21 protein-coding genes are annotated in these 20497 nt (G+C 71.6%); 14 read left to right on the top strand and 7 right to left on the bottom strand.

The features are described from left to right. The first annotated feature begins 69 nt into the window (after positions 1 to 69). The 3 genes from StrepF001_RS09115 (at position 70) to StrepF001_RS09105 (ending at position 4098) form a co-directional block, all read left to right on the top strand. Entirely contained in the window at positions 70 to 1992 is a 1923-nt protein-coding gene (locus tag StrepF001_RS09115; RefSeq protein ID WP_129797799.1) for an AMP-dependent synthetase/ligase, read from the top strand. 116 nt (positions 1993 to 2108) lie between these two features. Then, positions 2109 to 2543, top strand: coding sequence for an ATP-binding protein (locus StrepF001_RS09110; RefSeq protein WP_129797798.1), 435 nt, complete (start codon positions 2109 to 2111; stop codon positions 2541 to 2543). A gap of 178 nt (positions 2544 to 2721) precedes the next feature. After that, positions 2722 to 4098 carry an NAD(P)/FAD-dependent oxidoreductase gene (locus StrepF001_RS09105; protein WP_129797797.1) on the top strand — a complete coding sequence of 459 codons (1377 nt, stop codon included), beginning with the start codon at positions 2722 to 2724 and terminating at the stop codon, positions 4096 to 4098. A gap of 48 nt (positions 4099 to 4146) precedes the next feature. On the opposite strand, the gene StrepF001_RS09100 is transcribed toward StrepF001_RS09105, so the two are convergent. Both StrepF001_RS09100 and StrepF001_RS47365 read right to left on the bottom strand, forming a co-directional pair. Then, positions 4147 to 5010: a SigB/SigF/SigG family RNA polymerase sigma factor gene (locus StrepF001_RS09100; RefSeq protein WP_129797796.1), complete on the bottom strand. Its 864-nt coding sequence runs from the start codon at positions 5008 to 5010 to the stop codon at positions 4147 to 4149. A 180-nt stretch (positions 5011 to 5190) separates the two neighbouring features. Continuing rightward, complete coding sequence (locus tag StrepF001_RS47365; protein WP_240797339.1) at positions 5191 to 5604, bottom strand: ATP-binding protein; 414 nt, start codon at positions 5602 to 5604, stop codon at positions 5191 to 5193. 185 nt (positions 5605 to 5789) lie between these two features. Between StrepF001_RS47365 and StrepF001_RS09090 the strand changes: the two genes are divergently transcribed. From StrepF001_RS09090 to StrepF001_RS09080, 3 genes are all read left to right on the top strand, one after another. Next, on the top strand, positions 5790 to 6011 hold the full coding sequence (locus StrepF001_RS09090) for a hypothetical protein (RefSeq protein WP_129797794.1): 222 nt from the start codon (positions 5790 to 5792) through the stop codon (positions 6009 to 6011). 55 nt (positions 6012 to 6066) lie between these two features. Then, positions 6067 to 7545, top strand: a complete 1479-nt coding sequence (locus StrepF001_RS09085; protein ID WP_129797793.1) for an aminotransferase class I/II-fold pyridoxal phosphate-dependent enzyme — start codon at positions 6067 to 6069, stop codon at positions 7543 to 7545. A 294-nt stretch (positions 7546 to 7839) separates the two neighbouring features. Then, positions 7840 to 8298: a cyclic nucleotide-binding domain-containing protein gene (locus StrepF001_RS09080; RefSeq protein ID WP_129797792.1), complete on the top strand. Its 459-nt coding sequence runs from the start codon at positions 7840 to 7842 to the stop codon at positions 8296 to 8298. A 112-nt stretch (positions 8299 to 8410) separates the two neighbouring features. Here the strand turns inward: StrepF001_RS09080 and StrepF001_RS09075 are convergent, their stop codons facing one another. Beyond that, positions 8411 to 9028: a LysE/ArgO family amino acid transporter gene (locus StrepF001_RS09075; RefSeq protein ID WP_129797791.1), complete on the bottom strand. Its 618-nt coding sequence runs from the start codon at positions 9026 to 9028 to the stop codon at positions 8411 to 8413. A gap of 94 nt (positions 9029 to 9122) precedes the next feature. Here StrepF001_RS09075 and StrepF001_RS09070 point away from each other — a divergent pair, with 94 nt between their 5' ends. Continuing rightward, entirely contained in the window at positions 9123 to 10022 is a 900-nt protein-coding gene (locus StrepF001_RS09070; protein ID WP_129797790.1) for a LysR family transcriptional regulator ArgP, read from the top strand. A gap of 20 nt (positions 10023 to 10042) precedes the next feature. On the opposite strand, the gene StrepF001_RS09065 is transcribed toward StrepF001_RS09070, so the two are convergent. Beyond that, positions 10043 to 10234, bottom strand: a complete 192-nt coding sequence (locus tag StrepF001_RS09065) for a hypothetical protein (protein WP_129797789.1) — start codon at positions 10232 to 10234, stop codon at positions 10043 to 10045. 91 nt (positions 10235 to 10325) lie between these two features. Between StrepF001_RS09065 and StrepF001_RS09060 the strand changes: the two genes are divergently transcribed. Continuing rightward, positions 10326 to 10676, top strand: coding sequence for a DUF488 family protein (locus StrepF001_RS09060; RefSeq protein ID WP_129797788.1), 351 nt, complete (start codon positions 10326 to 10328; stop codon positions 10674 to 10676). A 22-nt stretch (positions 10677 to 10698) separates the two neighbouring features. Here StrepF001_RS09060 and StrepF001_RS09055 read toward each other — a convergent pair whose 3' ends face one another. Both StrepF001_RS09055 and StrepF001_RS09050 read right to left on the bottom strand, forming a co-directional pair. Further along, positions 10699 to 12381 carry an FAD-binding dehydrogenase gene (locus tag StrepF001_RS09055; RefSeq protein WP_129797787.1) on the bottom strand — a complete coding sequence of 561 codons (1683 nt, stop codon included), beginning with the start codon at positions 12379 to 12381 and terminating at the stop codon, positions 10699 to 10701. A gap of 17 nt (positions 12382 to 12398) precedes the next feature. After that, complete coding sequence (locus tag StrepF001_RS09050) at positions 12399 to 13040, bottom strand: TetR/AcrR family transcriptional regulator (RefSeq protein ID WP_129797786.1); 642 nt, start codon at positions 13038 to 13040, stop codon at positions 12399 to 12401. Positions 13041 to 13165: 125 nt separating this feature from the next. Here StrepF001_RS09050 and StrepF001_RS09045 point away from each other — a divergent pair, with 125 nt between their 5' ends. The 3 genes from StrepF001_RS09045 (at position 13166) to StrepF001_RS09035 (ending at position 15896) form a co-directional block, all read left to right on the top strand. Beyond that, positions 13166 to 13792, top strand: coding sequence for an alpha-ketoglutarate-dependent dioxygenase AlkB (locus tag StrepF001_RS09045; protein ID WP_129797785.1), 627 nt, complete (start codon positions 13166 to 13168; stop codon positions 13790 to 13792). A gap of 112 nt (positions 13793 to 13904) precedes the next feature. Further along, on the top strand, positions 13905 to 14651 hold the full coding sequence (locus StrepF001_RS09040; RefSeq protein WP_129797784.1) for an MBL fold metallo-hydrolase: 747 nt from the start codon (positions 13905 to 13907) through the stop codon (positions 14649 to 14651). Positions 14652 to 14660: 9 nt separating this feature from the next. Further along, the gene (locus tag StrepF001_RS09035; protein WP_129797783.1) at positions 14661 to 15896 is read left to right on the top strand and encodes a DUF4032 domain-containing protein; all 1236 of its coding nucleotides are present in this window, start codon (positions 14661 to 14663) and stop codon (positions 15894 to 15896) included. Between the two features lies 1 nt (position 15897). On the opposite strand, the gene StrepF001_RS09030 is transcribed toward StrepF001_RS09035, so the two are convergent. After that, entirely contained in the window at positions 15898 to 16767 is an 870-nt protein-coding gene (locus StrepF001_RS09030) for a universal stress protein (RefSeq protein WP_129797782.1), read from the bottom strand. A gap of 223 nt (positions 16768 to 16990) precedes the next feature. On the opposite strand from StrepF001_RS09030, the gene StrepF001_RS09025 reads away from it, so the two are divergent. The 3 genes from StrepF001_RS09025 to StrepF001_RS09015 are packed head-to-tail and all read left to right on the top strand — an operon-like array spanning position 16991 to position 20471. Next, positions 16991 to 18667, top strand: a complete 1677-nt coding sequence (locus StrepF001_RS09025; RefSeq protein WP_129797781.1) for an FAD-dependent oxidoreductase — start codon at positions 16991 to 16993, stop codon at positions 18665 to 18667. Beyond that, positions 18664 to 20124 (top strand): ATP-binding protein, encoded by a 1461-nt coding sequence (locus tag StrepF001_RS09020; protein WP_129797780.1) that lies wholly within the window; start codon positions 18664 to 18666, stop codon positions 20122 to 20124. Before StrepF001_RS09025 ends, StrepF001_RS09020 begins: the two co-directional genes overlap by 4 nt. Then, positions 20121 to 20471, top strand: coding sequence for a UBP-type zinc finger domain-containing protein (locus StrepF001_RS09015; RefSeq protein ID WP_129797779.1), 351 nt, complete (start codon positions 20121 to 20123; stop codon positions 20469 to 20471). The genes StrepF001_RS09020 and StrepF001_RS09015 overlap by 4 nt, the downstream gene beginning before the upstream one ends. The last annotated feature ends 26 nt before the right edge of the window (positions 20472 to 20497 follow it).

Genomic DNA, 20497 nt, shown 5'->3' with positions numbered 1-20497 from the left:
TAGATTCGACCACCGTCGATAACAGTTCTCGTCGGCGGGGTCACAGCCCGTACACATCAGGAGCAGCGCATGCGCGACTTCGCCCTCGCTCCCCCGAGCGTTTCGCCACTGACCGGCGGGCTCGCCGACAGCCTCTTCGAGACGGCGGCCCGCAATCCGACCCTGCCGCTGATCGCACGCCGCCCCGACGCCGCCTCCACCGTCTGGGAGGAGGTCACCGCGATCGAACTGCGGGACGAAGTGGTCGATCTGGCCAAGGGTCTGGTCGCGTCCGGCATCTCCCCGGGCCACCGCGTGGCGATCATGGCCCGGACCCGTTACGAGTGGACGGTGCTCAGCTACGCCCTGTGGGCGGTGGGCGCGGAGGTCGTGCCGATCTATCCGACGTCGTCGCGCGATCAGGTCGAGTGGATCCTCCGGGACGCGGGCTGTGTGGCCGTGGTGGTCGAGGACGAGCAGGGCGTGATGACGGTCGGCTCCGTGTGTGCGACGCTCGGGTCCCTGCGGCAGGTGTGGCAGCTGGACGCGGGCGCTCTGGAGGAGCTTGCCGCACGCGGCCAGTTCATCCCGTCGGCGACGGTCGACTCACTGCGCCGGATCGTGCTGCCGGACTCCACCGCGGTGATCGCCTACACCTCGGGCACGTCGGGCCGTCAGCTGGGCTGTGCGCTGAGCCATCGGAACCTGGCCAGCCCCTGCGACACCCTCCTCGCGGGCTGGGGCCACACGGCGGCACCCGCCGGGGAGCAGGGGCGGGTCCTCGCCTTCCTCCCCTTCTCCCATGTGTACGGCCTGATGATCCAGGGCCTGTGCGTCCGCGGGGGCCTGCTGATGGGCCATGAACCCGATGTGAGCCCTCAGTCGCTGTCGTCGGCGCTGCGCTCGTTCCGGCCGACGTACTTCTACGCCGTACCGTCGGTCTTCGAGAAGATCTACAAGAACTTCCTTCGGACGGCCCAGCAGGGGGGCCGCGGCGCGCTGTTCGAGCGGGCCGCGGAGACCGCCCGGGACTTCGCCGCGGCCACCGAGCGGCAGCGGCTGGGCCGGGGGTCGGGACCCGGTCTGGATCTACGGCTGCAGCACGCGCTGTACGAGCGGACGGTGTACCGCAGGCTGCGGGCCGCGCTGGGCGGAAGGGTGGCCCGGGGGACGTCGGGAGGCTCGCCGCTCAGCCGTGAACTGTCCCTCTTCTACGAGGGCATCGGCATGTACGTGCACGACGGGTACGGGCTGACCGAGACCGGCGCCGCGGTCACCATGCAGCCGCTGGGCCGGGAGAAGTCGGGCACCGTCGGGCAGGCGTTGCCGGGCATGGAGATCGAGGTGGCCGCGGACGGGGAGATCCTGGTGCGCGGGCCGTCGGTGTTCCAGGGCTACGTCAACGACCCGGCCACGACGGTGGCCGCACTGGGGAACGGCTGGCTGGCCACCGGCGACCTCGGGCGGCTGGACTCCGAGGGCTATCTGACGATCACCGGCCGCAAGAAGGACGTCATCATCACCAGCAGCGGCAAGAGTGTCGCGCCGGGAGCGCTGGAGCAGCGGCTGCGGATGCATCCGCTCATCCACCAGGCGGTCGTCGTGGGCGACAACCGTCCGTGCGTGGGGGCCCTGATCACCCTGGACCCGGAGTTCCTCGTGCACTGGCGGGCGGGGCTGATCATGCAGGGCGACACGCCGTTGAGGGAGGCCCGGGAGGAGAACGCGCTGCGCGAGGAGGTCGCGCGGGCGGTCGCCGCGGCGAACAGCACGGTGTCGCGCTCGGAGTCCATCCGGGTGTTCCGCGTGCTGCCGGAGCCGTTCGACGTGGCGAACGGGCTGCTGACACCCTCGATGAAGCTGCGCAGGGACGCGATCGTGCAGCGCTACGCGGTGGAGATCGACGCGATGTACCAGGCGCGCTCGCGACCGCCCCGGCTGGGCGCGGCGGACGATCTGTCGGGCTCGGACGGCTCGGACGGCTTGGACGACTCGGACAACGTCTTCCGATGAGCCCGCCGACCGGCCCGCCGCCGGACGCGTAGGGTCGGCGCCCCCGGGAACCCGCAGAACTGGGGGCGCAGGAGACACGGGGACAGCCCTGGAACGAGAAGGGCTGGAAAGGCGACATGGCAACCGAGCCGCGTTGGGACGACACACTGGCTGCCCAGGGCATCCCGAGCCGCACGACGGGCTTCGCGGGTGGGCCGCACGACGTCACGGGTGCGCGCCTGGCCGCGGAGAGGTTCCTGAGCGACCTCGCGCGCGTCGTGCCGCCGACCTCCCGCGAGCAGTGGGACGACGTCCTGCTGGTGGTCACCGAGCTGGCCGCCAACGCGGTCCAGTACGCCCCGGGTCCGTTCCAGTTGCGGATGCGCCGCACCTACGACGGAGTGCATGTCACCCTGCACGACACCAGCACCACACGGCCCGCTCCGCGTCCGTTCCGTCCGAGCCGGGGCGGCGGAGGCATCGGCTGGCATCTGATCCATGCGCTGTGCGACCAGGTCAGTGTGGTGACCGCCGATCAGGGCAAGGACGTGCACGCGTTCCTGCCCTGGTGAGCGTCCGCCCGGCGCGATACACGGCCCGAACGGGCATCCTGGTCTCCAGCCGTTCGTCTGCCTGCCGCGCCCGACTGGCGCAGCGGCTGAGGGCACGGTGGGATCGATGAGGTGCGAAGCCACGCTCCAGGGGCACGCGCATGGCGTCGAGGCAGACCGCCCCGGAACCGCGGAAGGGATGGACATCGTGACACGACCCAGGATCCTGGTGGTGGGGGCGGGCTTCGCGGGAGTGGAGTGCGTACGGCGCCTGGAACGCCGGCTCTCCCCCGACGAGGCCGCCGTCACCCTGGTGACACCGTTCGCCTACCAGCTCTATCTGCCGTTGCTGCCCCAGGTCGCTTCCGGTGTGCTGACCCCCCAGTCCATCGCCCTGTCCCTGCGCCGCAGCCGGAAGTACCGCACGCGGATCATCCCGGGCGGAGCGATCGGCGTGGACCTGAAGGCCAAGGTCTGCGTCATCCGCACCGTCACGGACGAGCTCGTCGACGAGCCGTACGACTACATCGTGCTGGCTCCTGGGAGCGTCACCCGGACGTTCGACATCCCGGGGCTCGTCGACAACGCCTTCGGCATGAAGTCGCTCGCCGAGGCCGCCTACATCCGCGACCACGTCATCTCCCAGCTCGACCTCGCCGACGCCAGCCATGACCCCGCCGAGCGTGCCTCCCGGCTGCAGTTCGTGGTCGTCGGCGGCGGTTACGCGGGCACCGAGACGGCCGCCTGCCTGCAGCGCCTCACCCACAACGCCGTCAAGCGCTACCCCCGGCTGGATCCGCACCTGATCAAGTGGCACCTGATCGACATCGCCCCCAAGCTGATGCCCGAGCTGGGCGAGAAGCTCGGCCGCAGTGCGCAGGAAGTGCTGCGCGGGCGCGGCATCGACATATCCCTCGGCGTCTCGATCGCCAAGGCGGGCCCGGAGGAGGTGACCTTCACCAACGGGCGGGTGGTCCCCACCCACACGCTGATCTGGACGGCGGGCGTCGTCGCGAGCCCGCTGATCGCCACGCTCGGCGCACAGACGGTGCGCGGGCGGCTGGCCGTCACCGCCGAGATGAGCCTGCCGGGACACGACGGCGTGTTCGCGCTCGGCGACGCCGCCGCGGTGCCCGACAAGGCCAAGGGCGAGGAGGGCGCGATCTGTCCGCCCACGGCCCAGCACGCCATGCGCCAGGGCAGGAAGGTCGCCGACAACGTCATCGCGACGCTGCGGGGCGAACCGATGCAGCCGTACGTCCACAAGGACCTGGGCCTGGTCGTCGACCTCGGCGGCCGCGACGCGGTCTCCAAGCCGCTCGGCGTCGAACTGCGCGGCCTGCTCGCCCAGGCCGTCGCCCGCGGCTACCACTGGTCGGCACTGCGCACCAACGTCGCCAAGACCCGCGTCATGACCAACTGGCTGCTCAACGCGGTGGCAGGCGACGATTTCGTCCGCACCGGTCTCACGGCCCACCGGTCCGCCAAGCTCAAGGACTTCGTGTACAGCGACTCGTATCTGACGCCGGAGCAGGTCCGGGCGCACCTCGAGGGGAAGGACACGGCGGCGGGGTGAGAGCCCGCCGCCGTTGCCTCGCGGTCGCCCGGCCGGCGACGCGTCGGGTCAGGCCGCCGCCGAGCGGTGCCGGGTCCTGCGTCGGGCCTTCCTGTGCCCGAGGGCCTCGTTGCGCACCCGGGCGCAGCTTCGGCTGATCAGGCGTGAGACATGCATCTGGGAGATGCCCAGCTGGTCGGCGATACGGCTCTGCGTCATGTCCTCGAAGAAGCGCATGTAGAGGATGGCGCGCTCGCGTTCCGGCAGATTGCGCAGACTCTCCTTGGCCGACTCGCGGTCGACCACGACGTCGTACGAGCCGTCCGGCGCGCCGAGGGTGTCGGCGAGGCTGTAGCCCTCGTCGTCGGTGGAGAGTTCGGCGTCGAGCGAGAGGGTGCTGAAGCTCTCCAGCGCCTCCACTCCGGTGGAGACCTCGTCCTCGGTCAGCCCGCTGTGCGCCGCGATGTCGGCGACGGTGGGCTCGGGCGAACCCGGGCTCTGGGCCAGTTCCCGGCGGGCGACCCGTACCTTGTTGCGCAGCTCCTGGACCCGGCGGGGCACGCGCAGGGCCCACATCCGGTCCCGGAAGTGCCGCTTGACCTCGCCGGTGATGGTGGGCACGGCATAGCTCTCGAAGGCGCCCCGGGACGGGTCGTAGCGGTCGATGGCCTTGACCAGCCCGAGGGCGGCCACCTGACGGAGGTCCTCGAGGGATTCACCGCGGTCGCGGAACCGGCCGGCGATGCGGTGGGCCATGGGCAGCCATGCGCTGACGAGTTCATCGCGGACGGCGTCCCGCTCGGGGCCGTCCTCCAGGGTGTGCAGTTGGGTGAAGAGGTGGGTGGTGTCGGGAGCGTCGTCATGGCACCGCCGGTGGTGCGCGGCGGAGTGGTCGGACGTGCCAGAACGGCTTGTCGACATGTCGATGGGCATGCGGAATCGCTCCTGAACGGTCTTTTCAGGGACTTCAGGGACTACCGCGGGAAGGGCGCCGATCCGGATCCCGGAGACCCGGAGGGCATACCGCTCCCCGCTGGCGCGCCTCCGGTCCGAAGCACGAGAATGCGTCTGCCCTGCCGCCGCGGGAACAAACGCCACGACGGCGAAGACCGGTCACCCCAAGGGGACTACGGCGGTGATGCGTTTGCCGCCCGAGGGCAGTCCCGCCACCCGCACGTCCCGCGCCAGCCGGCACACGATCGGCCAGCCACGGCCCCCTGACCGGCGCCGCCCCTGCGCGTCGACCGGCGCCGTGACCACCGGCAGCCGGTCGCTGCGGTCACTGACGGAGACCCGCACCTCCCGCCCGTCCACATCGACGGCGACGTCGGTGACACCGCCGCCGTGCAGGATGGCGTTGGACGTCAGTTCCGACGCCACGAGCAGGGCGTCCTCGAGGGCGTCCTTGTCACACGGAATGCCGGTGGCCCGGCAGCGACTCGCCACCGCATGCCGTACCGCCCGGCGAACGTCGGCCGGACGGCACGTTGCGCTGCCTGCGGGCTCGGTCCAGTGCTGCGCGCTCACGTCTTCGCTCCCTGACTGATCGACCGGGAAGGACACCGCCGAGTCGAAGAAAACGGGCTTTCGTCCGGCCGCGCCGCCCACACTGTTCGGCTCACCCCTGCGGGGCCCGCCAAACCAGCCGGAACAAGTCGCCGAAAGCCTGCACAGTCGGCCATCGAAGCGGAACACGGGGGTACGCGGAGAGCATGACCGACGTCGTGGACTCAGACGAGCTGTTGCGGCGCATCCAGCGCGGCAGGGCCTGCGCGGAACAGGAGGAACGCGCATGGCGGGCGCGCAGCGACGCCCTGGCGGCGAACGACCCGGACGGAGCCCGGGAGGCGGCCGTACGACGGCTGGCCTACGAGGCGGTGCTCAGGGTGCTGGACGAGATCCTCACCCCCGGCAGGCACGCCGAGGTCGGCTGAGCGGGCGTCGTGCACGGGGTGATTTGCGGTCGGCGATGTCGGGAACCCGGCTGCCATGGCCGTCGATCACACCCACGCCCCCGTTCTGGAAGCCCTCGCCGAGTACCGGCGCACCGGGCGGTTGTCGTTCACGCCGCCCGGGCACAAGCAGGCTCGGGGCGCCGATCCTGCGGTGCGCCAGGTGCTGGGGGACGCGGTGTTCCTCGGTGACGTGCTGGCGTCGGGCGGTCTCGACGACCGGCTCACCCGGGGCCGGGTACTGCAGCGTGCCCAGGAGTTGATGGCGGACGCCGTCCACGCCGAGCACACGTTCTTCAGCACGTGCGGGAGTTCCCTGTCGGTGAAGGCGGCGATGCTGGCCGTCGCCGGTCCGCACGAACGGCTGCTGATCGGGCGGGACGCGCACAAGTCCGTGGTGTCGGGGCTGATCCTGTCCGGTATCGAGCCCGTGTGGGTCGAGCCCCGCTGGGACGCCGAGCGGCATCTCGCGCATCCGCCGTCCGCCGCGGCGTTCGACCGGGCGTTCGCCGAGCATCCCGACGCCAAGGGCGCGTTGGTCACCAGTCCGACGCCGTACGGCTCTTGTGCGGATCTACGGGCGGTCGCGGAGGTCTGTCACCGGCGGCCGGTTCCGCTGATCGTCGACGAGGCGTGGGGTGCGCATCTGCCGTTCCACCCGGAGCTGCCGTCCTGGGCGATGGACGCGGGCGCCGACATCTGTGTCACGAGCATCCACAAGATGGGCAGCGGTCTCGAACAGGGCTCCGTCTTCCATCTGCAGGGTGACCTGGTGCCACCCGAACTGCTCGGGATGCGGGCCGACCTGCTGGGCACGACCAGCCCGTCGGTGCTGATCCTCGCCGGGCTCGACGGCTGGCGCCGGCAGATGGTGCTGCACGGGTGGGAGCTCCTGGGTGCCGCCCTCGACCTCGCCGCCCACGTCCGGGTCACCATCGAGGAGATCGACGGGATGCACGTCAACGACCGTGCCGACTTCTGCGGCCGGGGAAAGGCCGACGACTTCGACCCGCTGCCCGTGATCATCGAGGTGGACGGGCTCGGCATCACCGGGTACCAGGCCGCCGACTGGCTGCGCGGGTTCCACAACATCGAGACGCACCTGGCCGACCATCGCCGCATCGGCGCACAGCTCACCCACGCCGACGACCACGAGACCACCGGCGAACTGCTCGCCGCGCTCAAGGACCTCGCGGCCGCCGCGCCCGACCTGGGGCCCGCCCCGCAGGTGGAGGTGCCGTCGCCGTCCGGGCTCCGGATGGCGCAGGACCGTCTGCCGCGCGACGCGTTCTTCGGTCCGGCCGAGAACGTGCCCGTGGCCGAGGCGGCCGGCCGGGTCGCGGCAGAGATGGTCACGCCCTACCCACCGGGCATCCCGGCCGTCCTGCCCGGCGAACGGCTCACCGAGCCGGTGCTGCGGTACCTGCGCTCGGGGCTGGCCTCCGGAATGAACCTGCCCGACCCCAGCGACCCGGAACTGGACACGATCCGCGTCGTGACCTCACAGGAGCAGTGAGGCCGAAGTGAAACAGCTCACGGGACCCGGTTCCGCGTTCGGACCACACCCCGTGATGGTTTATCGTTCACCCATACGTGGTGACGGAGTCGACCTCATCGTCCTCCGTACACCACCGCTTACGGCCCTGGCTGGCCTCCCCCGTCCAGCCAGGGCTCTTTCATGTCCGCGTTGCGGCAACCGCCGGATCGGGCGGAATTTCCGGGGTTCGCCGAGGTGCTCCGCGCTCCGTCAGCGGCTGGAATGGGCATAGGAACAGCACCGGAACCGATCGCCGGCGAGGAGCTCCGCGCCATGACCAAAGCGACGAAACTGCTGACCGCCCTTCCCCCGCCGCAGCGCGGGCGACTGATGGCGCTCGGCCGGGAGGTGTCCTTCCCCGAGGACACCCGGATCTTCGAGGCGGGCGGCACGGCCGACCGTTTCTGGGTCATCCGTTCCGGGGCGGTCTCGCTCGACCAGCAGGTGACGTCGCTGCAGCGGGTGACCGTCGCCACTCTCGGCTCGGGCGATCTGCTGGGCTGGTCCTGGCTGTTCCCGCCGCACCAGTGGGACTTCGGCGCGGTGGCCTTCAGCCCCGTACGCGCCTACGAGTTCGAGGCGCAGCCCGTGCTCGAGCTGTGCGAGGAGGATCCGCAGCTCGGCATGACGCTGGTACGGATCGTCGCCGAGATCCTCGCGTCCCGGCTGGAGATGACCCGCGGCCAGCTGATGGAGCAGTACTCGCTCCACCGGCGCAGTGGCGGCCTGTAGGGGGCCGGACGGGGTACCGGCGCAGCTCCGGAACGAAGGCGGCCGGGGTCAGTGATCCTGCGGAGCCGGCGATCACCGTCGCAGCCCCGTGCGGACGCTCGCGCCGGAGCGATCAGCTGCCGGCGATGAGCGTGACGCCAAGGACGATCATGGTTGCGGCGACGAGTCCGTCCAGCACCCGCCAGGCGGCGGGCCGGACCAGCCAGCGGCCGAGCAGCCGGGCCCCGAAGCCGAGCGCGGTGAACCAGCAGAGGCTGGCGGCCACCGCTCCGACGCCGAACGTCCAGCGCAGCGGACCCTGGTCGGCGGCGACGGAGCCGAGCAGGAACACGGTGTCGAGGTAGACGTGCGGGTTGAGCCAGGTCATCGCCAGACAGGTGAGCACCGCCCGCCGACGCGACCCGGCGGCCTCGCCCTCCGTGCGCAGGGCCGCCTCCCCGGGCTTGAGCACGCGGCGGGCGGCGAGTGCTCCGTAGCCGAGCAGGAACGCCCCGCCGATCCAGCCCACCACGGTCAGCGCGCCGGGCCAGGCCACCACCACCGCGCCGACACCGCCGACACCGAGGGCGATCAGGAGGGCATCGGACAGTGCGCAGATGCCGACGACGGCGAGGACCGCCTCCCGGCGGACGCCCTGGCGCAGGACGAAGGCGTTCTGGGCGCCGATGGCGACGATGAGCGAGAGGCCGGTGCCGAATCCGGCGGCCGCGGCGGTCAGGGTGTGGGACATGGCATCGACGCTACGGACGCGGCGTCCGAAGGTATAGCTAAAGATTCTTAAGTATCATTAGCTCTCATAATGACCCTGAGGCACGGAGCGGGTGATGACGGAGCTTCCTCTCGACCAGGTGCAGACCCTGCTCGCGGTCGTGGACGAGGGCACCTTCGACGCGGCGGCGGCCGCCCTGCATGTGACGCCGTCGGCGGTCAGTCAGCGGGTGAAGGCCCTGGAGCAGCGCACCGGACGGATCCTGCTGATGCGGACGAAGCCGGTGCGGCCGACGGAGTCGGGCGAGGTCGTGGTGCGGCTGGCGCGCCAGCTGGCCCGGCTGGAGCGGGACGCACGCGCCGAGCTCGGCATGAGCGGCGCCGGGGAGGCGACCCGGGTGTCGATCGCGGTGAACTCCGACTCGCTGGCGACCTGGTTCCTGCCGGCGCTCACCTGCGTCCCCGAGAAGCTGCGGCTCTGCTTCGAACTGCGCCGCGAGGACCAGGACCACACCGCGGCGCTGCTGCGCGAGGGGCTGGTGATGGCGGCGGTGACGTCGTCGTCGGTTCCCGTGACGGGGTGTTCCGTGCGCGCGCTCGGCACGATGCGCTACGTCGCCGTGGCCCGCCCGGACTTCGCCGAGCGGCATCTCGACGGACCGCTGCGGGAGACGCTCGCGGACGCGCCGGTCGTCGTCTTCGACCGGCGGGACGACCTCCAGGACGGTTTCGTACGCCGGCTGCGGCGCGGCAGGGGCGGCGCGAGCCCCGTACGGCACTTCGTGCCCACCTCGGACGGCTTCGTCGAAGCCGTCGCCGCGGGCCTCGGCTGGGGCGTGGTGCCCGAGGTCCAGGCCGACCCGCTGCTGCGCTCCGGCCGGCTGGTCCAGCTCGCCCCCGACCGCGCGGTGGACGTCCCGCTGTACTGGCAGCAGTGGAAACTGGACTCGCCCGCCCTCGCGGCGGTGGCGGACGCCGTGACGGCCACGGCCGTGCAAACCCTGCGCCCGCGCTGAGGAGCTCCCGTCCCAAGGGGTCAGCGTCCGCTGCGGTGGTCGCCGGCCAGCTGCAGCACCATCTCGTCCTCGGGCGTGAGCCCCTTGAGCCGGTCGCGGATCGCCACTCCCGAGGGGCCGGGCACCACGAACGGAGCCGCCACCTCCCGCACCCCGCCCACACGTCCACCACCCGAAAAGATCACGTCGCCGTGCTCAACGACCACACTCAACGGCCAACAGATCCACTCCCCGGGTTCCACGGCTGCTACCACCCGCCGGCGTACGCTCCCGGCACGAGCCGCCCCGAGAAAGGCCCCGATCGTGAGTGTCCGTGTGCGCCGCGTCTACGAACCACCGGAAGCCGAGGACGGCGTGCGTGTCCTGGTCGACCGCCTCTGGCCGCGCGGCCTGGCAAAGGACGCGGCACACGTGGACGAGTGGCCGAAGGCCCTCACCCCGTCCACCGAACTGCGCCGCTGGTACCACGCAGGCGAGGGATCGTACGAGGAGTTCGCGCGCCGCTACGAGGCCGAGCTGGCCGAGCCCGAGGCGGCCGAGCTCCTCGACGGGCTGCGCGCGTCGGCACGCAAGGCGACGGTGACGCTGCTGACCGCCGCCAAGTCCCCGGAGCAGAGCCACGCGGCGGTGCTGGCCCGCCTCCTTCAGGCGTGAGGGGGCGGGCCGTCGGTGTGCCTCAGGCGGTCTGCCGTGCGGCCGCCCGGCCCGCCGCGCGCCCCGAGAAGAGGCAGCCGCCGAGGAAGGTGCCTTCCAGCGCGTTGTAGCCGTGCACGCCGCCACCGCCGAAGCCGGCCACCTCGCCCGCCGCGTACAGACCGTCGATCGGCTGTCCGTCGACGCCCAGGGCGCGCGAGTCGAGGTCGGTCTGGATGCCGCCGAGGGTCTTGCGGGTCAGGACGTGCAGCTTGACGCCGATGAGCGGTCCGGCCCCGGGGTCGAGGATGCGGTGCGGGGTGGCGACCCGGCCGAGGCGGTCGCCGATGTAGCGGCGGGCGTTGCGCATGCCCTGCACCTGGGCGTCCTTGCTGTAGGGGTTGGCGATCTGCAGATCGCGGGCCTCGATCTGGCGGCGGAGCGCGACTGCGTCGAGGAGCGGCTTGTCGGTCAGGCCGTTCATCTTGTCGACGAGCTGTTCGAGGTCGGGCGCGGTCACGAAGTCGGCGCCGTTGCGCAGGAAGGCCGCCACCGGGCCGGGCGCGCCCTTGCCCAGCACACGGTCACGCAGGAACGCCTTGCGGTCCTTGGCAGTGATGTCGGGGTTCTGCTCGGAGCCCGACAGCGCGAACTCCTTCTCGATGATCTTCTGGGTGAGGATGAACCAGGAGTGGTCGTACCCGGCGATGTCCTCGGTGGTCCGCAGGTGCTTCAGGGTGCTGAGAGTGTCGTATCCGGGCAGGCACGGTTCGGGCAGGCGGCGGCCGAGGGCGTCGAACCACATCGAGGACGGTCCGGGCAGGATGCGGATGCCGTGGCCGGGCCAGATCGGGTCCCAGTTCTGCAGGCCCTCGGTGTAGTGCCACATGCGGTCGCGGTTGACCAGCCGTACGCCCGCCTGCGCACTGATGTCGAGCATCCGCCCGTCGACGTACGCGGGGACGCCGGTGACCATCTCGGCGGGCGGCGTGCCGAGCCGCTCGGGCCAGTAGCGGCGGACGATGTCGTGGTCGGCGCCGATGCCGCCGGTGGTGACGACCACGGCCTGGGCGGTGAGTTCGAACTCGCCCACGCGGTCACGGTTGGAGGCGACGCCGCGGGGCGAGTCGTCGGCGGCGAGCACCGTGCCGCGCACCCCGCGTGCCGCGCCGTCCTCGATGACGAGCTCGTCGACCCGGTGCCGGTGATGGAAGGTGAGCAGTCCGTCGCGCGCGGCCTGCTCGGCGTACCGGACGAACGGCTCGACGACCCCTGTGCCGGTGCCCCATGCGATGTGGAAGCGGGGTACGGAGTTGCCGTGTCCGGCGGCGCGCAGGTCGCCGCGCTCGGCCCAGCCGACCGTCGGCAGGAACTTGATGCCGTGCTCCTCCAGCCAGGACCGCTTCTCGCCGGCCGCGAACTCGACGTAGGCGCGGGCCCAGCGCACCGCCCAGGAGTCCTCGTCGTCGAGCCGGTCGAACCCGGCGCTGCCCTGCCAGTCGTTCCAGGCCAGGTCGAGGGAGTCCTTGACGCCCAGCCGGCGCTGCTCCGGGGAGTCGACGAGGAACAGCCCGCCGAAGGACCAGAAGGCCTGGCCGCCGAGGTTGGCGGCGTTCTCCTGGTCCACCAGGGCGACCCTGCGGCCCCGGCTGGTGAGTTCGTGCGCCGCGACCAGGCCTGCGAGACCGGCTCCGACGACGATGACGTCCGCGTCCGTGGCGTCCATGGGGACCGTTGCCCTTCTCATTGGGGTCTCAGTTCGGGTGTGCCGCTGCCGTCGGTCAGCAGCGCGGTGAGCAGCTGCTTGAGCCACGCGCGCGCATGCTCGACGTCCTTGTCCAGCAGCAGTTGGGTGGTGACTCCGTCGTAGGCGGCGACCACCGCGTGGGCGGCGGCGTCGATGTCGCCGAGTACGGCGGGCAGTGCGGTGTGGCCCCGGACGGCGCGGGCGAGCCGCTGCGCGATGGCCCCGCGCAGCCGGGCCCGGTGCTCCAGGAGGGTCTGCGCGACGGCCGGGTCACGGGCGGCGTGCACGAGGAAGTCCGTCTTGACCAGGAGCCAGTCCAGGTCGAGGAGCAGCACCTCGGTGACCCGGTCGACGGCGGCGGGCACGTCGAGGTCCGGTCCGTCCAGGGCAAGCGCCCCGGAGACCTGCTCGGCGATGAGGTCGGCCCGCTGCCGGTAGAGAGCGAAGAACAGCTCGTCCAGGCTGGCGAAGTTCGAGTAGAAGGCACCGCGGCTGTAGCCGGCGGCCTCGCACACCTCCTCGATCGAGACCCGCCCGAACCCCTTGGCCGCGAACACCTCGAACGCGGCGTCCAGGAGGTTGGCACGCGTGCGGACGCGGCGCCTGGTCACGCGCCCGGTCGTTCCCTCCGCCACCATGTCCGCCCCTCCGTTCGATACGTGAATGTATCCGATACAGGAATGTATCCAAAGGGTCGGGACGGCGTCAGTTCGGCCCGCCACAATAATGGAACATGCATTCGAATCAACGGTACGCTGGAGCCATGGCCATGCACCTCCAGGGTTCGCTCTTCGACCAGACCGACGAGCTCCGGCTCGGCTCCCTCGACGGCCTGCGCCGCACCGAGCTCGGCTCCGGCGCCTGGATCGACGTACTGCCCGGGTGGCTGAGCGGGTCCGACGCGCTGTTCGAACAGCTGGCGGCCGAGGTGCCATGGCGGGCCGAGCGCCGCACGATGTACGACCACGTGGTCGACGTACCCAGGCTGCTGGCGTACTGCGAGGCGGGCGACCCGCTGCCGCACCCGGTGCTCACCGAGGCGCGCGACACGCTCACCGTGCACTACGCCGACGAGCTGGGCGAGCCGTTCGTCACGGCCGGGCTCTGCTACTACCGCGACGGACGGGACAGTGTCGCCTGGCACGGTGACCGGACCGGCCGTGGTGCGCGCGAGGACACCATGGTCGCCATCCTGTCCATGGGCGCTCCCCGGGACCTCCTGCTGCGTCCGATGCGGGGCGGCGACACCGTACGGCGCCCCTTGGGCCACGGCGACCTCATCGTGATGGGCGGTTCGTGTCAGCGGACATGGGAGCACTGCGTGCCGAAGACCACGCGGGCCGCGGGGCCGCGCATCAGCATCCAGTTCCGCCCGCACGGCGTGAACTGAGCACGGCGCGGCCGGGCAGGCCCCGTGGGCAAGGGGCACCCTCCGCAGAGGCCGGCCTCGTGATCTGCTTTGCTGTCCTCGTCGGGCACGGACCTCACCATGCGGGACGATCATGCGGACAGATGTGCAGCAAGTTGCCGACGGCACCTACCTGGTGCACGGCAGCAACACCAACTGGGTGATCCTCCGCGAGGGGGACGCCGTCACGCTGGTCGACACCGGATATCCCGGGGACCGCCAGAAGGTCCTCGACTCCCTTGCCCAGGTGGGGAGTTCGCCTCAGGCGGTGGCGGCCGTGCTCATCACCCACGCCCACAACGACCATCTGGGATCCGCTCAGTACCTGAGCACCACCTACGGCACGCCGGTGTACCTGCACGAGGCCGAAGTGCCGCACGCGCGCCGGGACTTCCAGCACCAGGTGTCCGTCGGCCGGGTGCTGCGCAACGGCTGGCGGCCGGGCGTGCTGCCGTGGGCGGTGCACGCGATCCGCTCCGGGGGCACCGCCCACAACCCGGTGACCTCGCCCCGGCCCTTCCCCACGGCGGGCCCGCTGGACCTGCCGGGGCGTCCCGTGCCCGTCCACACGCCCGGCCACACCCTCGGCCACTGCGCGTTCCACCTGCCGGACGCCGGAGTGCTGATCTCCGGTGACGCCCTGGTCAGCGGACACCCCACGGCACGGCCGAAGGGTCCGCAGCTGCTGCCCGACATGTTCCATCACGAGCGCGCCCGGGCCCTGGCCTCGCTGGAGCTGTTCGACGGGCTGGACGCCGATGTGCTGGCGCCCGGGCACGGGCCGGTCCACCGAGGCGCGGTGCGGGACGCCGCCCGACAGGCCAGGGAGCAGGCCGTCTAGGGTCGGGCCATGGCATTGCAGATCAGCGCCACCAATCCGGAGCACCCCGCGCTCCTGCTCGAGCTCCCGTGGCACCTGCCGCTGGAGGAGTGGCCGGAGGACCACCTCGTCCCGCTGCCCCGCGGCATCTCCCGCCACGTGGTGCGCTACGCCCGGGCGGGCGGCGAGGTGGTCGCCGTCAAGGAGCTCGCCGAGCGCCCCGCCCTGCGCGAGTACGAGCTGCTGCGCGACCTGGACCGCCTCGGCATCCCCGCGGTGGACCCGCTGGCCGTGGTCACCGGCCGCAGCGACGCGGACGGCGGCCCGCTGGAGTCGGTGCTGATCACCCGGCACCTGAACGGCTCGATGCCGTACCGCTCGATGTTCGAGACGACCATGCGCCCGGCGACCATGCACCGGCTGATGGACGCGCTGGCGGTGCTGCTGGTGCGGCTGCACCTGGCCGGGTTCGCCTGGGGCGACTGCTCGCTGTCGAACACGCTGTTCCGGCGGGACGCCGGCGCGTACGCCGCGTATCTGGTCGACGCCGAGACCGGCGAACTGCACCCGCGGCTGAGCTCGGGGCAGCGCGACTACGACCTGGACCTCGCCCGCGTCAACATCAGCGGCGAACTCCTCGACCTGGAGGCGTCGGGGGCGCTGCACCCCTCCGTCGACCCGGTCGAGTTCGGCACCGGGATCTGCGCCCGCTACGACGACCTGTGGAAGGAACTGACCCGCACCTCCGTCTACCCGGCGGGCAAGTACCACTACATAGAGCGCCGGATACGCCGCCTCAACGACCTCGGTTTCGACGTGGCCGAGATGCAGATCGAGCACTCCTCGAACGGCGACACGGTCACCTTCGTGCCCAAGGTCGTCGACGCGGGCCACCACCAGCGGCAGCTGCTGCGGCTGACCGGCCTGGACACCGAGGAGAACCAGGCCCGCCGCCTGCTGAACGACCTGGAGAGCTGGATGGCCACCCAGGACGACCACGCGCCGGGCGACCCCCTCGCAGCCCGCCCGGAGGTGCTCGCCCACCGCTGGGTGCGCGAGGTGTTCCGGCCCACCGTGCGTGCGGTTCCGCCGGAGCTGCGCGGCGGCATGGACCCCGCCGAGATCTACCACCAGTTGCTCGAGCACCGCTGGTACCTGTCCGAGCGGGCCCAGCACGACATCGGCCTCGACATGGCCGTCGAGGACTACGTCAGGAACATCCTCCCCCACGCACGGCAGACGATACGGACCGCGTCGTCGGAGTGACTCAGGCGGGCGGGACCACGGCCACCGGGCAGTCCGCGTGGTGCAGAACGCCATGGGCGACCGAGCCGATCCGGGCACCGACGGCGGTACGGCGGGCACGGCGGCCGACGACCATCAGCTGGGCCCGCCCGGCCATCGACAGCAGCACCTGACCGGCGCTGCCCATCTCCACATGCTCGACCACCGGAACGTCCGGGAACCGGTCCCGCCACGGCTGCACCGCCTCGGCCAGCGCCTTCTTCTCGAACGGCTCGGGGCCGCCGGCCTCGTCGAGCAGGTGGAGCGAGGCGGGGCTGTAGGCGAACATGGGCGGCAGCGTCCAGGCCCGCACCGCGCGGACGGTCGCCCCGCGAGCCGCGGCCGTCTCGAACGCGAACCCCAGCGCGGCGGCGCTGTCCTCCGGGCCGCCCTCCTGACCGACGACGACCTCACGGCCGGCCACCTCGGCCGCGGGCCGGTCCCCGGACCTGACCAGCACCACCGGGCGGGTGGTCGCGGCGATCACCTGCTGGCCGACGGAGCCCAGCAGGAAGCCGACGACCCGGCCGTGGCCGCGCGAGCCGAGCACCAGCAGTTCGGCCTCGGCCGCCGCGGCGACCAGCGTGTCGACGGCGTCGCCCTCCAGGACGTCGGCGGACACGTCCAGGCCGGGATGCCGCTCGGTGATGGTCCGGACGGCGCCGGCCACGGTGTCGCGCACCCACTGGGCCTGGGTGTCCCGGTCCCCCTCCACCGCCGCGTGCGGCTCGTACCGCCAGGCGTGCACCACGCGCAGCGCCAGCCCGCGGCGGACGGCCTCGCGTCCGGCCCAGGCCAGCGCCGCGAGGCTCTCCTCCGATCCGTCGACCCCTGCCGTGATCGGGCGCGTCATGCGGCTGCCTCCTCGTGTCGCGATCACATCGTCGGGTCTCAGTGTTCCCTACGTTCCCCACGCTGCCGACATGAGCCTCGCAGGGGAGCAAGTAGCGTTGACGAGCGGCCTGCCCGCGGCACAGCAGAGCGAAGCAGGACGATCGAACATACGATGGGCGGAGCCGGCGCGGTGACGAAGGGGACGCCGTGCCCTGATTCCGACCGCTCGGGGTGGGAGACGTATGGCACAGGCCGCCGACACAGCGCGGACCGTCATCATGACCGTGGACGACGACCCGGGGGTCTCCCGTGCCGTCGCCCGGGACCTGCGGCGGCGCTACGGCGAGTCGTACCGGATCGTGCGCGCGGAGTCCGGCGAGTCCGCGCTCGAGGCGCTGCGGGAGCTGAAGCTGCGCGGCGACCTGGTCGCCGTGATCCTGGCCGACTACCGCATGCCGCAGATGAACGGCATCGAGTTCCTCGAACAGGCCTTGGACGTGTATCCGGGCGCGCGGCGGGTGCTGCTGACCGCGTACGCGGACACGAACGCGGCGATCGACGCGATCAACGTCGTGGATCTCGACCACTATCTGCTCAAGCCGTGGGATCCGCCCGAGGAGAAGCTGTACCCGGTGCTGGACGACCTGATCCAGGCGTGGCGCTGCAGCGACTACCGGCCCGTGCCCAGCGCGAAGGTCGTCGGGCACCGCTGGTCGGCGCGCTCGTCGGACGTCCGGGAGTTCCTGGCCCGCAACCAGGTGCCGTACCGCTGGTACTCGGCCGAAGAGCCCGAGGGCCGGCGGCTGCTGGCCGCCGCCGGCGCGGACGGGCAACGGCTGCCGCTGGTGATCACCCCGGACGGCACTCCGCTGGTCGCGCCCGAGGCGCCCGAACTCGCCGCCCGGGTGGGGCTGGCGACGACCCCGACGGCCGACTTCTACGATCTGGTCGTCATCGGCGGCGGCCCGGCCGGTCTCGGCGCGGCCGTGTACGGGGCCTCGGAAGGGCTGCGGACGGTGCTCGTGGAGCGGTCCGCGACCGGCGGGCAGGCCGGCCAGAGTTCACGCATCGAGAACTACCTCGGCTTCCCCGACGGTGTGTCGGGCGCGCAGCTCACCGACCGGGCCCGGCGGCAGGCGGCGAGGTTCGGCGCCGAGATCCTCACCGCGCGCGAGGTGAGCGGGCTGGAGATCAACGGCGCCGCGCGGGTCGTACGGTTCTCCGACGGCTCGGCGATCGCCGCGCACAGCGTGATCCTGGCGACCGGCGTGTCCTACCGGGAGCTACCCGCGCCGGGCGTGGACGAGCTGAGCGGCTGCGGGGTGTTCTACGGATCGGCGCTGACCGAGGCCGCCTCCTGCCAGGGCCACGACGTGTACATCGTGGGCGGCGCCAACTCCGCGGGACAGGCGGCGATGTACCTGGCCCGGGGCGCCAAGTCGGTGACCCTCCTGGTGCGCGGGGAGTCGCTGTCGGCGTCGATGTCGTACTACCTGATCCAGCAGATCGAGGAGGCGCCGAACATCTCGGTGCGCTGCGGCACCGTCGTCGAGGCCGCGCACGGCTCCGACCACCTGGAGCAGCTGACGCTGCGCGACGCGGCGACCGGGCAGACCGAACTCGTCGACGCACAGTGGCTGTTCGTGTTCATCGGCGCGGCCCCGCTGACCGACTGGCTGGACGGCACGGTGCTGCGCGACGAACGCGGGTTCATCCTGGCCGGCCCCGACCTCACGCCGGACGGGCGGCCGCCCGCGGACTGGGAGCTGGACCGGCCGCCGTACCACCTGGAGACCAACATTCCCGGCGTGTTCGTGGCGGGCGACGCGCGCGCCGAGTCCGCCAAGCGCGTCGCGTCCGCCGTCGGAGAGGGAGCCATGGCCGTGATGCTCGTCCACCGGTATCTGGAGCAGTCATGAGCGGGCAGCTCCTGCCGTGCAACCCCCGGGAGATCGGCTCACTGTTCCTGTTCGAGAAGCTGAGCCCCGAACAGCTCGGACGGCTGTGCGCCGCGGGACGCGTGGAGGGGTTCGAACCCGGTCCGGTGTACACCGAGGGCGAGCCCGCCACCTGCTTCTACGTGATGATCGAGGGCACGGTCGTGCTGTCCCGGCGGGTCGGCGCCGACGACGTCGAGGTCACCCGGACCTCCCAGCCCGGGGTGTACGCCGGGGCCATGCAGGCGTATCTCGGTGACCGGGTGCGGCAGGTCTACAACAACTCGATGCGCGTGACGGAGCCGACCCGGTTCTTCGTGGTGCCCGCAGACACGTTCGCGAGCATCATGCGAGAGTGGTTCCCCATGGCGGTCCATCTCCTGGAGGGGCTCTTCTTCGGCTCGAAGAACACCCAGCGGATGATCGGGCAGCGGGAACGGCTGCTGGCGCTCGGCTCGTTGTCCGCCGGGCTCACCCACGAACTCAACAACCCCGCCGCGGCGGCCGTACGGGCGACCTCGACGCTGCGCGAGCGGGTGGCGAAGATGCGGCACAAGCTCAGCATCATCGCCTCGGGCCCGTTTCCGCGCGAGCAGCTGGCACAGCTCATCGAGATCCAGGACCGCACGGCCGAACTGGTCGCCAAGGCACCGACGCTGAGCCCGCTGGAGGCGGCGGACCGCGAGGACGTCCTCACCGACTGGCTCGACGACCACGGCATCCCGGACGGCTGGCGGCTCGCGCCCACCTTCGTGCAGGCCGGACTGGACATCGACTGGCTGGACCAGGTCGCGGCGGCCGTCGACGAGGAGATCCTCCCCGGAGCGGTCGGGTGGCTCAACTACACGGTCGAGACCGAGCTGCTGATGGACGAGATCGAGGACTCCACCACCCGCATCTCCCACCTCGTGGACGCGGCGAAGCAGTACTCGCAGCTCGACCGCGCCCCGTACCGGATGGCCGACGTGCACGAACTCCTCGACAGCACGCTGCTGATGCTGTCGGGAAAGATCGGACAGCAGATCAAGGTCGTCAAGGACTACGACCGTACGCTCCCGAAGGTTCCCGCCTACCCGGCGGAGCTCAACCAGGTGTGGACCAACCTGATCGACAACGCCGTCTCCGCCATCAACAGCGCAGGCAGCGACGGGACGTTGACGGTGCGGACGGCGCTCGACCACGACCGGCTGCTGGTGGAGTTCCGCGACACGGGGCCCGGGGTGCCGCCGGAGATCCGGAACCGTATCTTCGACCCCTTCTTCACCACCAAGCCGGTGGGCGAGGGCACCGGGCTCGGCCTGGACATCTCCTGGCGGATCGTCGTCAACAAGCACCACGGCAGCCTCCAGGTCGAGTCGGTGCCGGGCGACACGCGTTTCCAGGTGCTCCTTCCCCTCACCGCCACGGACGACGAAACGGCCCCCGAGGAGTCGGCATGACCAGTGACACCGGAATCGACCCGACCGTCCCGCCCAGCGGCACGGGCTGCGGGGAGTGCGACGAGGTCGGCGGGTGGTGGTTCCACCTGCGGCGCTGTGCCCAGTGCGGCCACATCGGCTGCTGCGACTCCTCCCCCGCCAAGCACGCCACCGCGCACTACGAGGCCACCGGGCACCCGGTGATGCGGAGCTTCGAGCCGGGCGAGGAGTGGTTCTGGAACTTCGCGACGAAGGAGATGTACGAGTCCGGCCCCGACCTGGCCCCGCCGGAGAGCCACCCCCTGGACCAGCCGGCGCCGGGTCCCGCGGGACGGGTTCCGGCGGACTGGGCGAGGACGCTGCGCTGAGCGGGGCAGCCGACGGCCGTCCGTGA

The organism is Streptomyces sp. F001, from assembly GCF_004187715.1.
In the GTDB taxonomy this organism is placed as follows: Bacteria; Actinomycetota; Actinomycetes; order Streptomycetales; family Streptomycetaceae; genus Streptomyces; species Streptomyces flavusporus.
Note: the sequence above shows the minus strand (reverse complement) of the source record. Positions and strands in the feature narration are given on the sequence as shown.

Bases quoted from the DNA above. Each gene is read 5' to 3' on its own strand.
- StrepF001_RS09115 (WP_129797799.1), top strand. From the start codon at position 70: ATGCGCGACTTCGCCCTCGCTCCCCCGAGCGTTTCGCCACTGACCGGC.
- StrepF001_RS09110 (WP_129797798.1), top strand. From the start codon at position 2,109: ATGGCAACCGAGCCGCGTTGGGACGACACACTGGCTGCCCAGGGCATC.
- StrepF001_RS09105 (WP_129797797.1), top strand. From the start codon at position 2,722: ATGGACATCGTGACACGACCCAGGATCCTGGTGGTGGGGGCGGGCTTC.
- StrepF001_RS09100 (WP_129797796.1), bottom strand. From the start codon at position 5,010: ATGCCCATCGACATGTCGACAAGCCGTTCTGGCACGTCCGACCACTCC.
- StrepF001_RS09090 (WP_129797794.1), top strand. From the start codon at position 5,790: ATGACCGACGTCGTGGACTCAGACGAGCTGTTGCGGCGCATCCAGCGC.
- StrepF001_RS09085 (WP_129797793.1), top strand. From the start codon at position 6,067: ATGGCCGTCGATCACACCCACGCCCCCGTTCTGGAAGCCCTCGCCGAG.
- StrepF001_RS09080 (WP_129797792.1), top strand. From the start codon at position 7,840: ATGACCAAAGCGACGAAACTGCTGACCGCCCTTCCCCCGCCGCAGCGC.
- StrepF001_RS09075 (WP_129797791.1), bottom strand. From the start codon at position 9,028: ATGTCCCACACCCTGACCGCCGCGGCCGCCGGATTCGGCACCGGCCTC.
- StrepF001_RS09070 (WP_129797790.1), top strand. From the start codon at position 9,123: ATGACGGAGCTTCCTCTCGACCAGGTGCAGACCCTGCTCGCGGTCGTG.
- StrepF001_RS09055 (WP_129797787.1), bottom strand. From the start codon at position 12,381: ATGGACGCCACGGACGCGGACGTCATCGTCGTCGGAGCCGGTCTCGCA.
- StrepF001_RS09050 (WP_129797786.1), bottom strand. From the start codon at position 13,040: ATGGTGGCGGAGGGAACGACCGGGCGCGTGACCAGGCGCCGCGTCCGC.
- StrepF001_RS09045 (WP_129797785.1), top strand. From the start codon at position 13,166: ATGGCCATGCACCTCCAGGGTTCGCTCTTCGACCAGACCGACGAGCTC.
- StrepF001_RS09040 (WP_129797784.1), top strand. From the start codon at position 13,905: ATGCGGACAGATGTGCAGCAAGTTGCCGACGGCACCTACCTGGTGCAC.
- StrepF001_RS09035 (WP_129797783.1), top strand. From the start codon at position 14,661: ATGGCATTGCAGATCAGCGCCACCAATCCGGAGCACCCCGCGCTCCTG.
- StrepF001_RS09030 (WP_129797782.1), bottom strand. From the start codon at position 16,767: ATGACGCGCCCGATCACGGCAGGGGTCGACGGATCGGAGGAGAGCCTC.
- StrepF001_RS09025 (WP_129797781.1), top strand. From the start codon at position 16,991: ATGGCACAGGCCGCCGACACAGCGCGGACCGTCATCATGACCGTGGAC.
- StrepF001_RS09020 (WP_129797780.1), top strand. From the start codon at position 18,664: ATGAGCGGGCAGCTCCTGCCGTGCAACCCCCGGGAGATCGGCTCACTG.
- StrepF001_RS09015 (WP_129797779.1), top strand. From the start codon at position 20,121: ATGACCAGTGACACCGGAATCGACCCGACCGTCCCGCCCAGCGGCACG.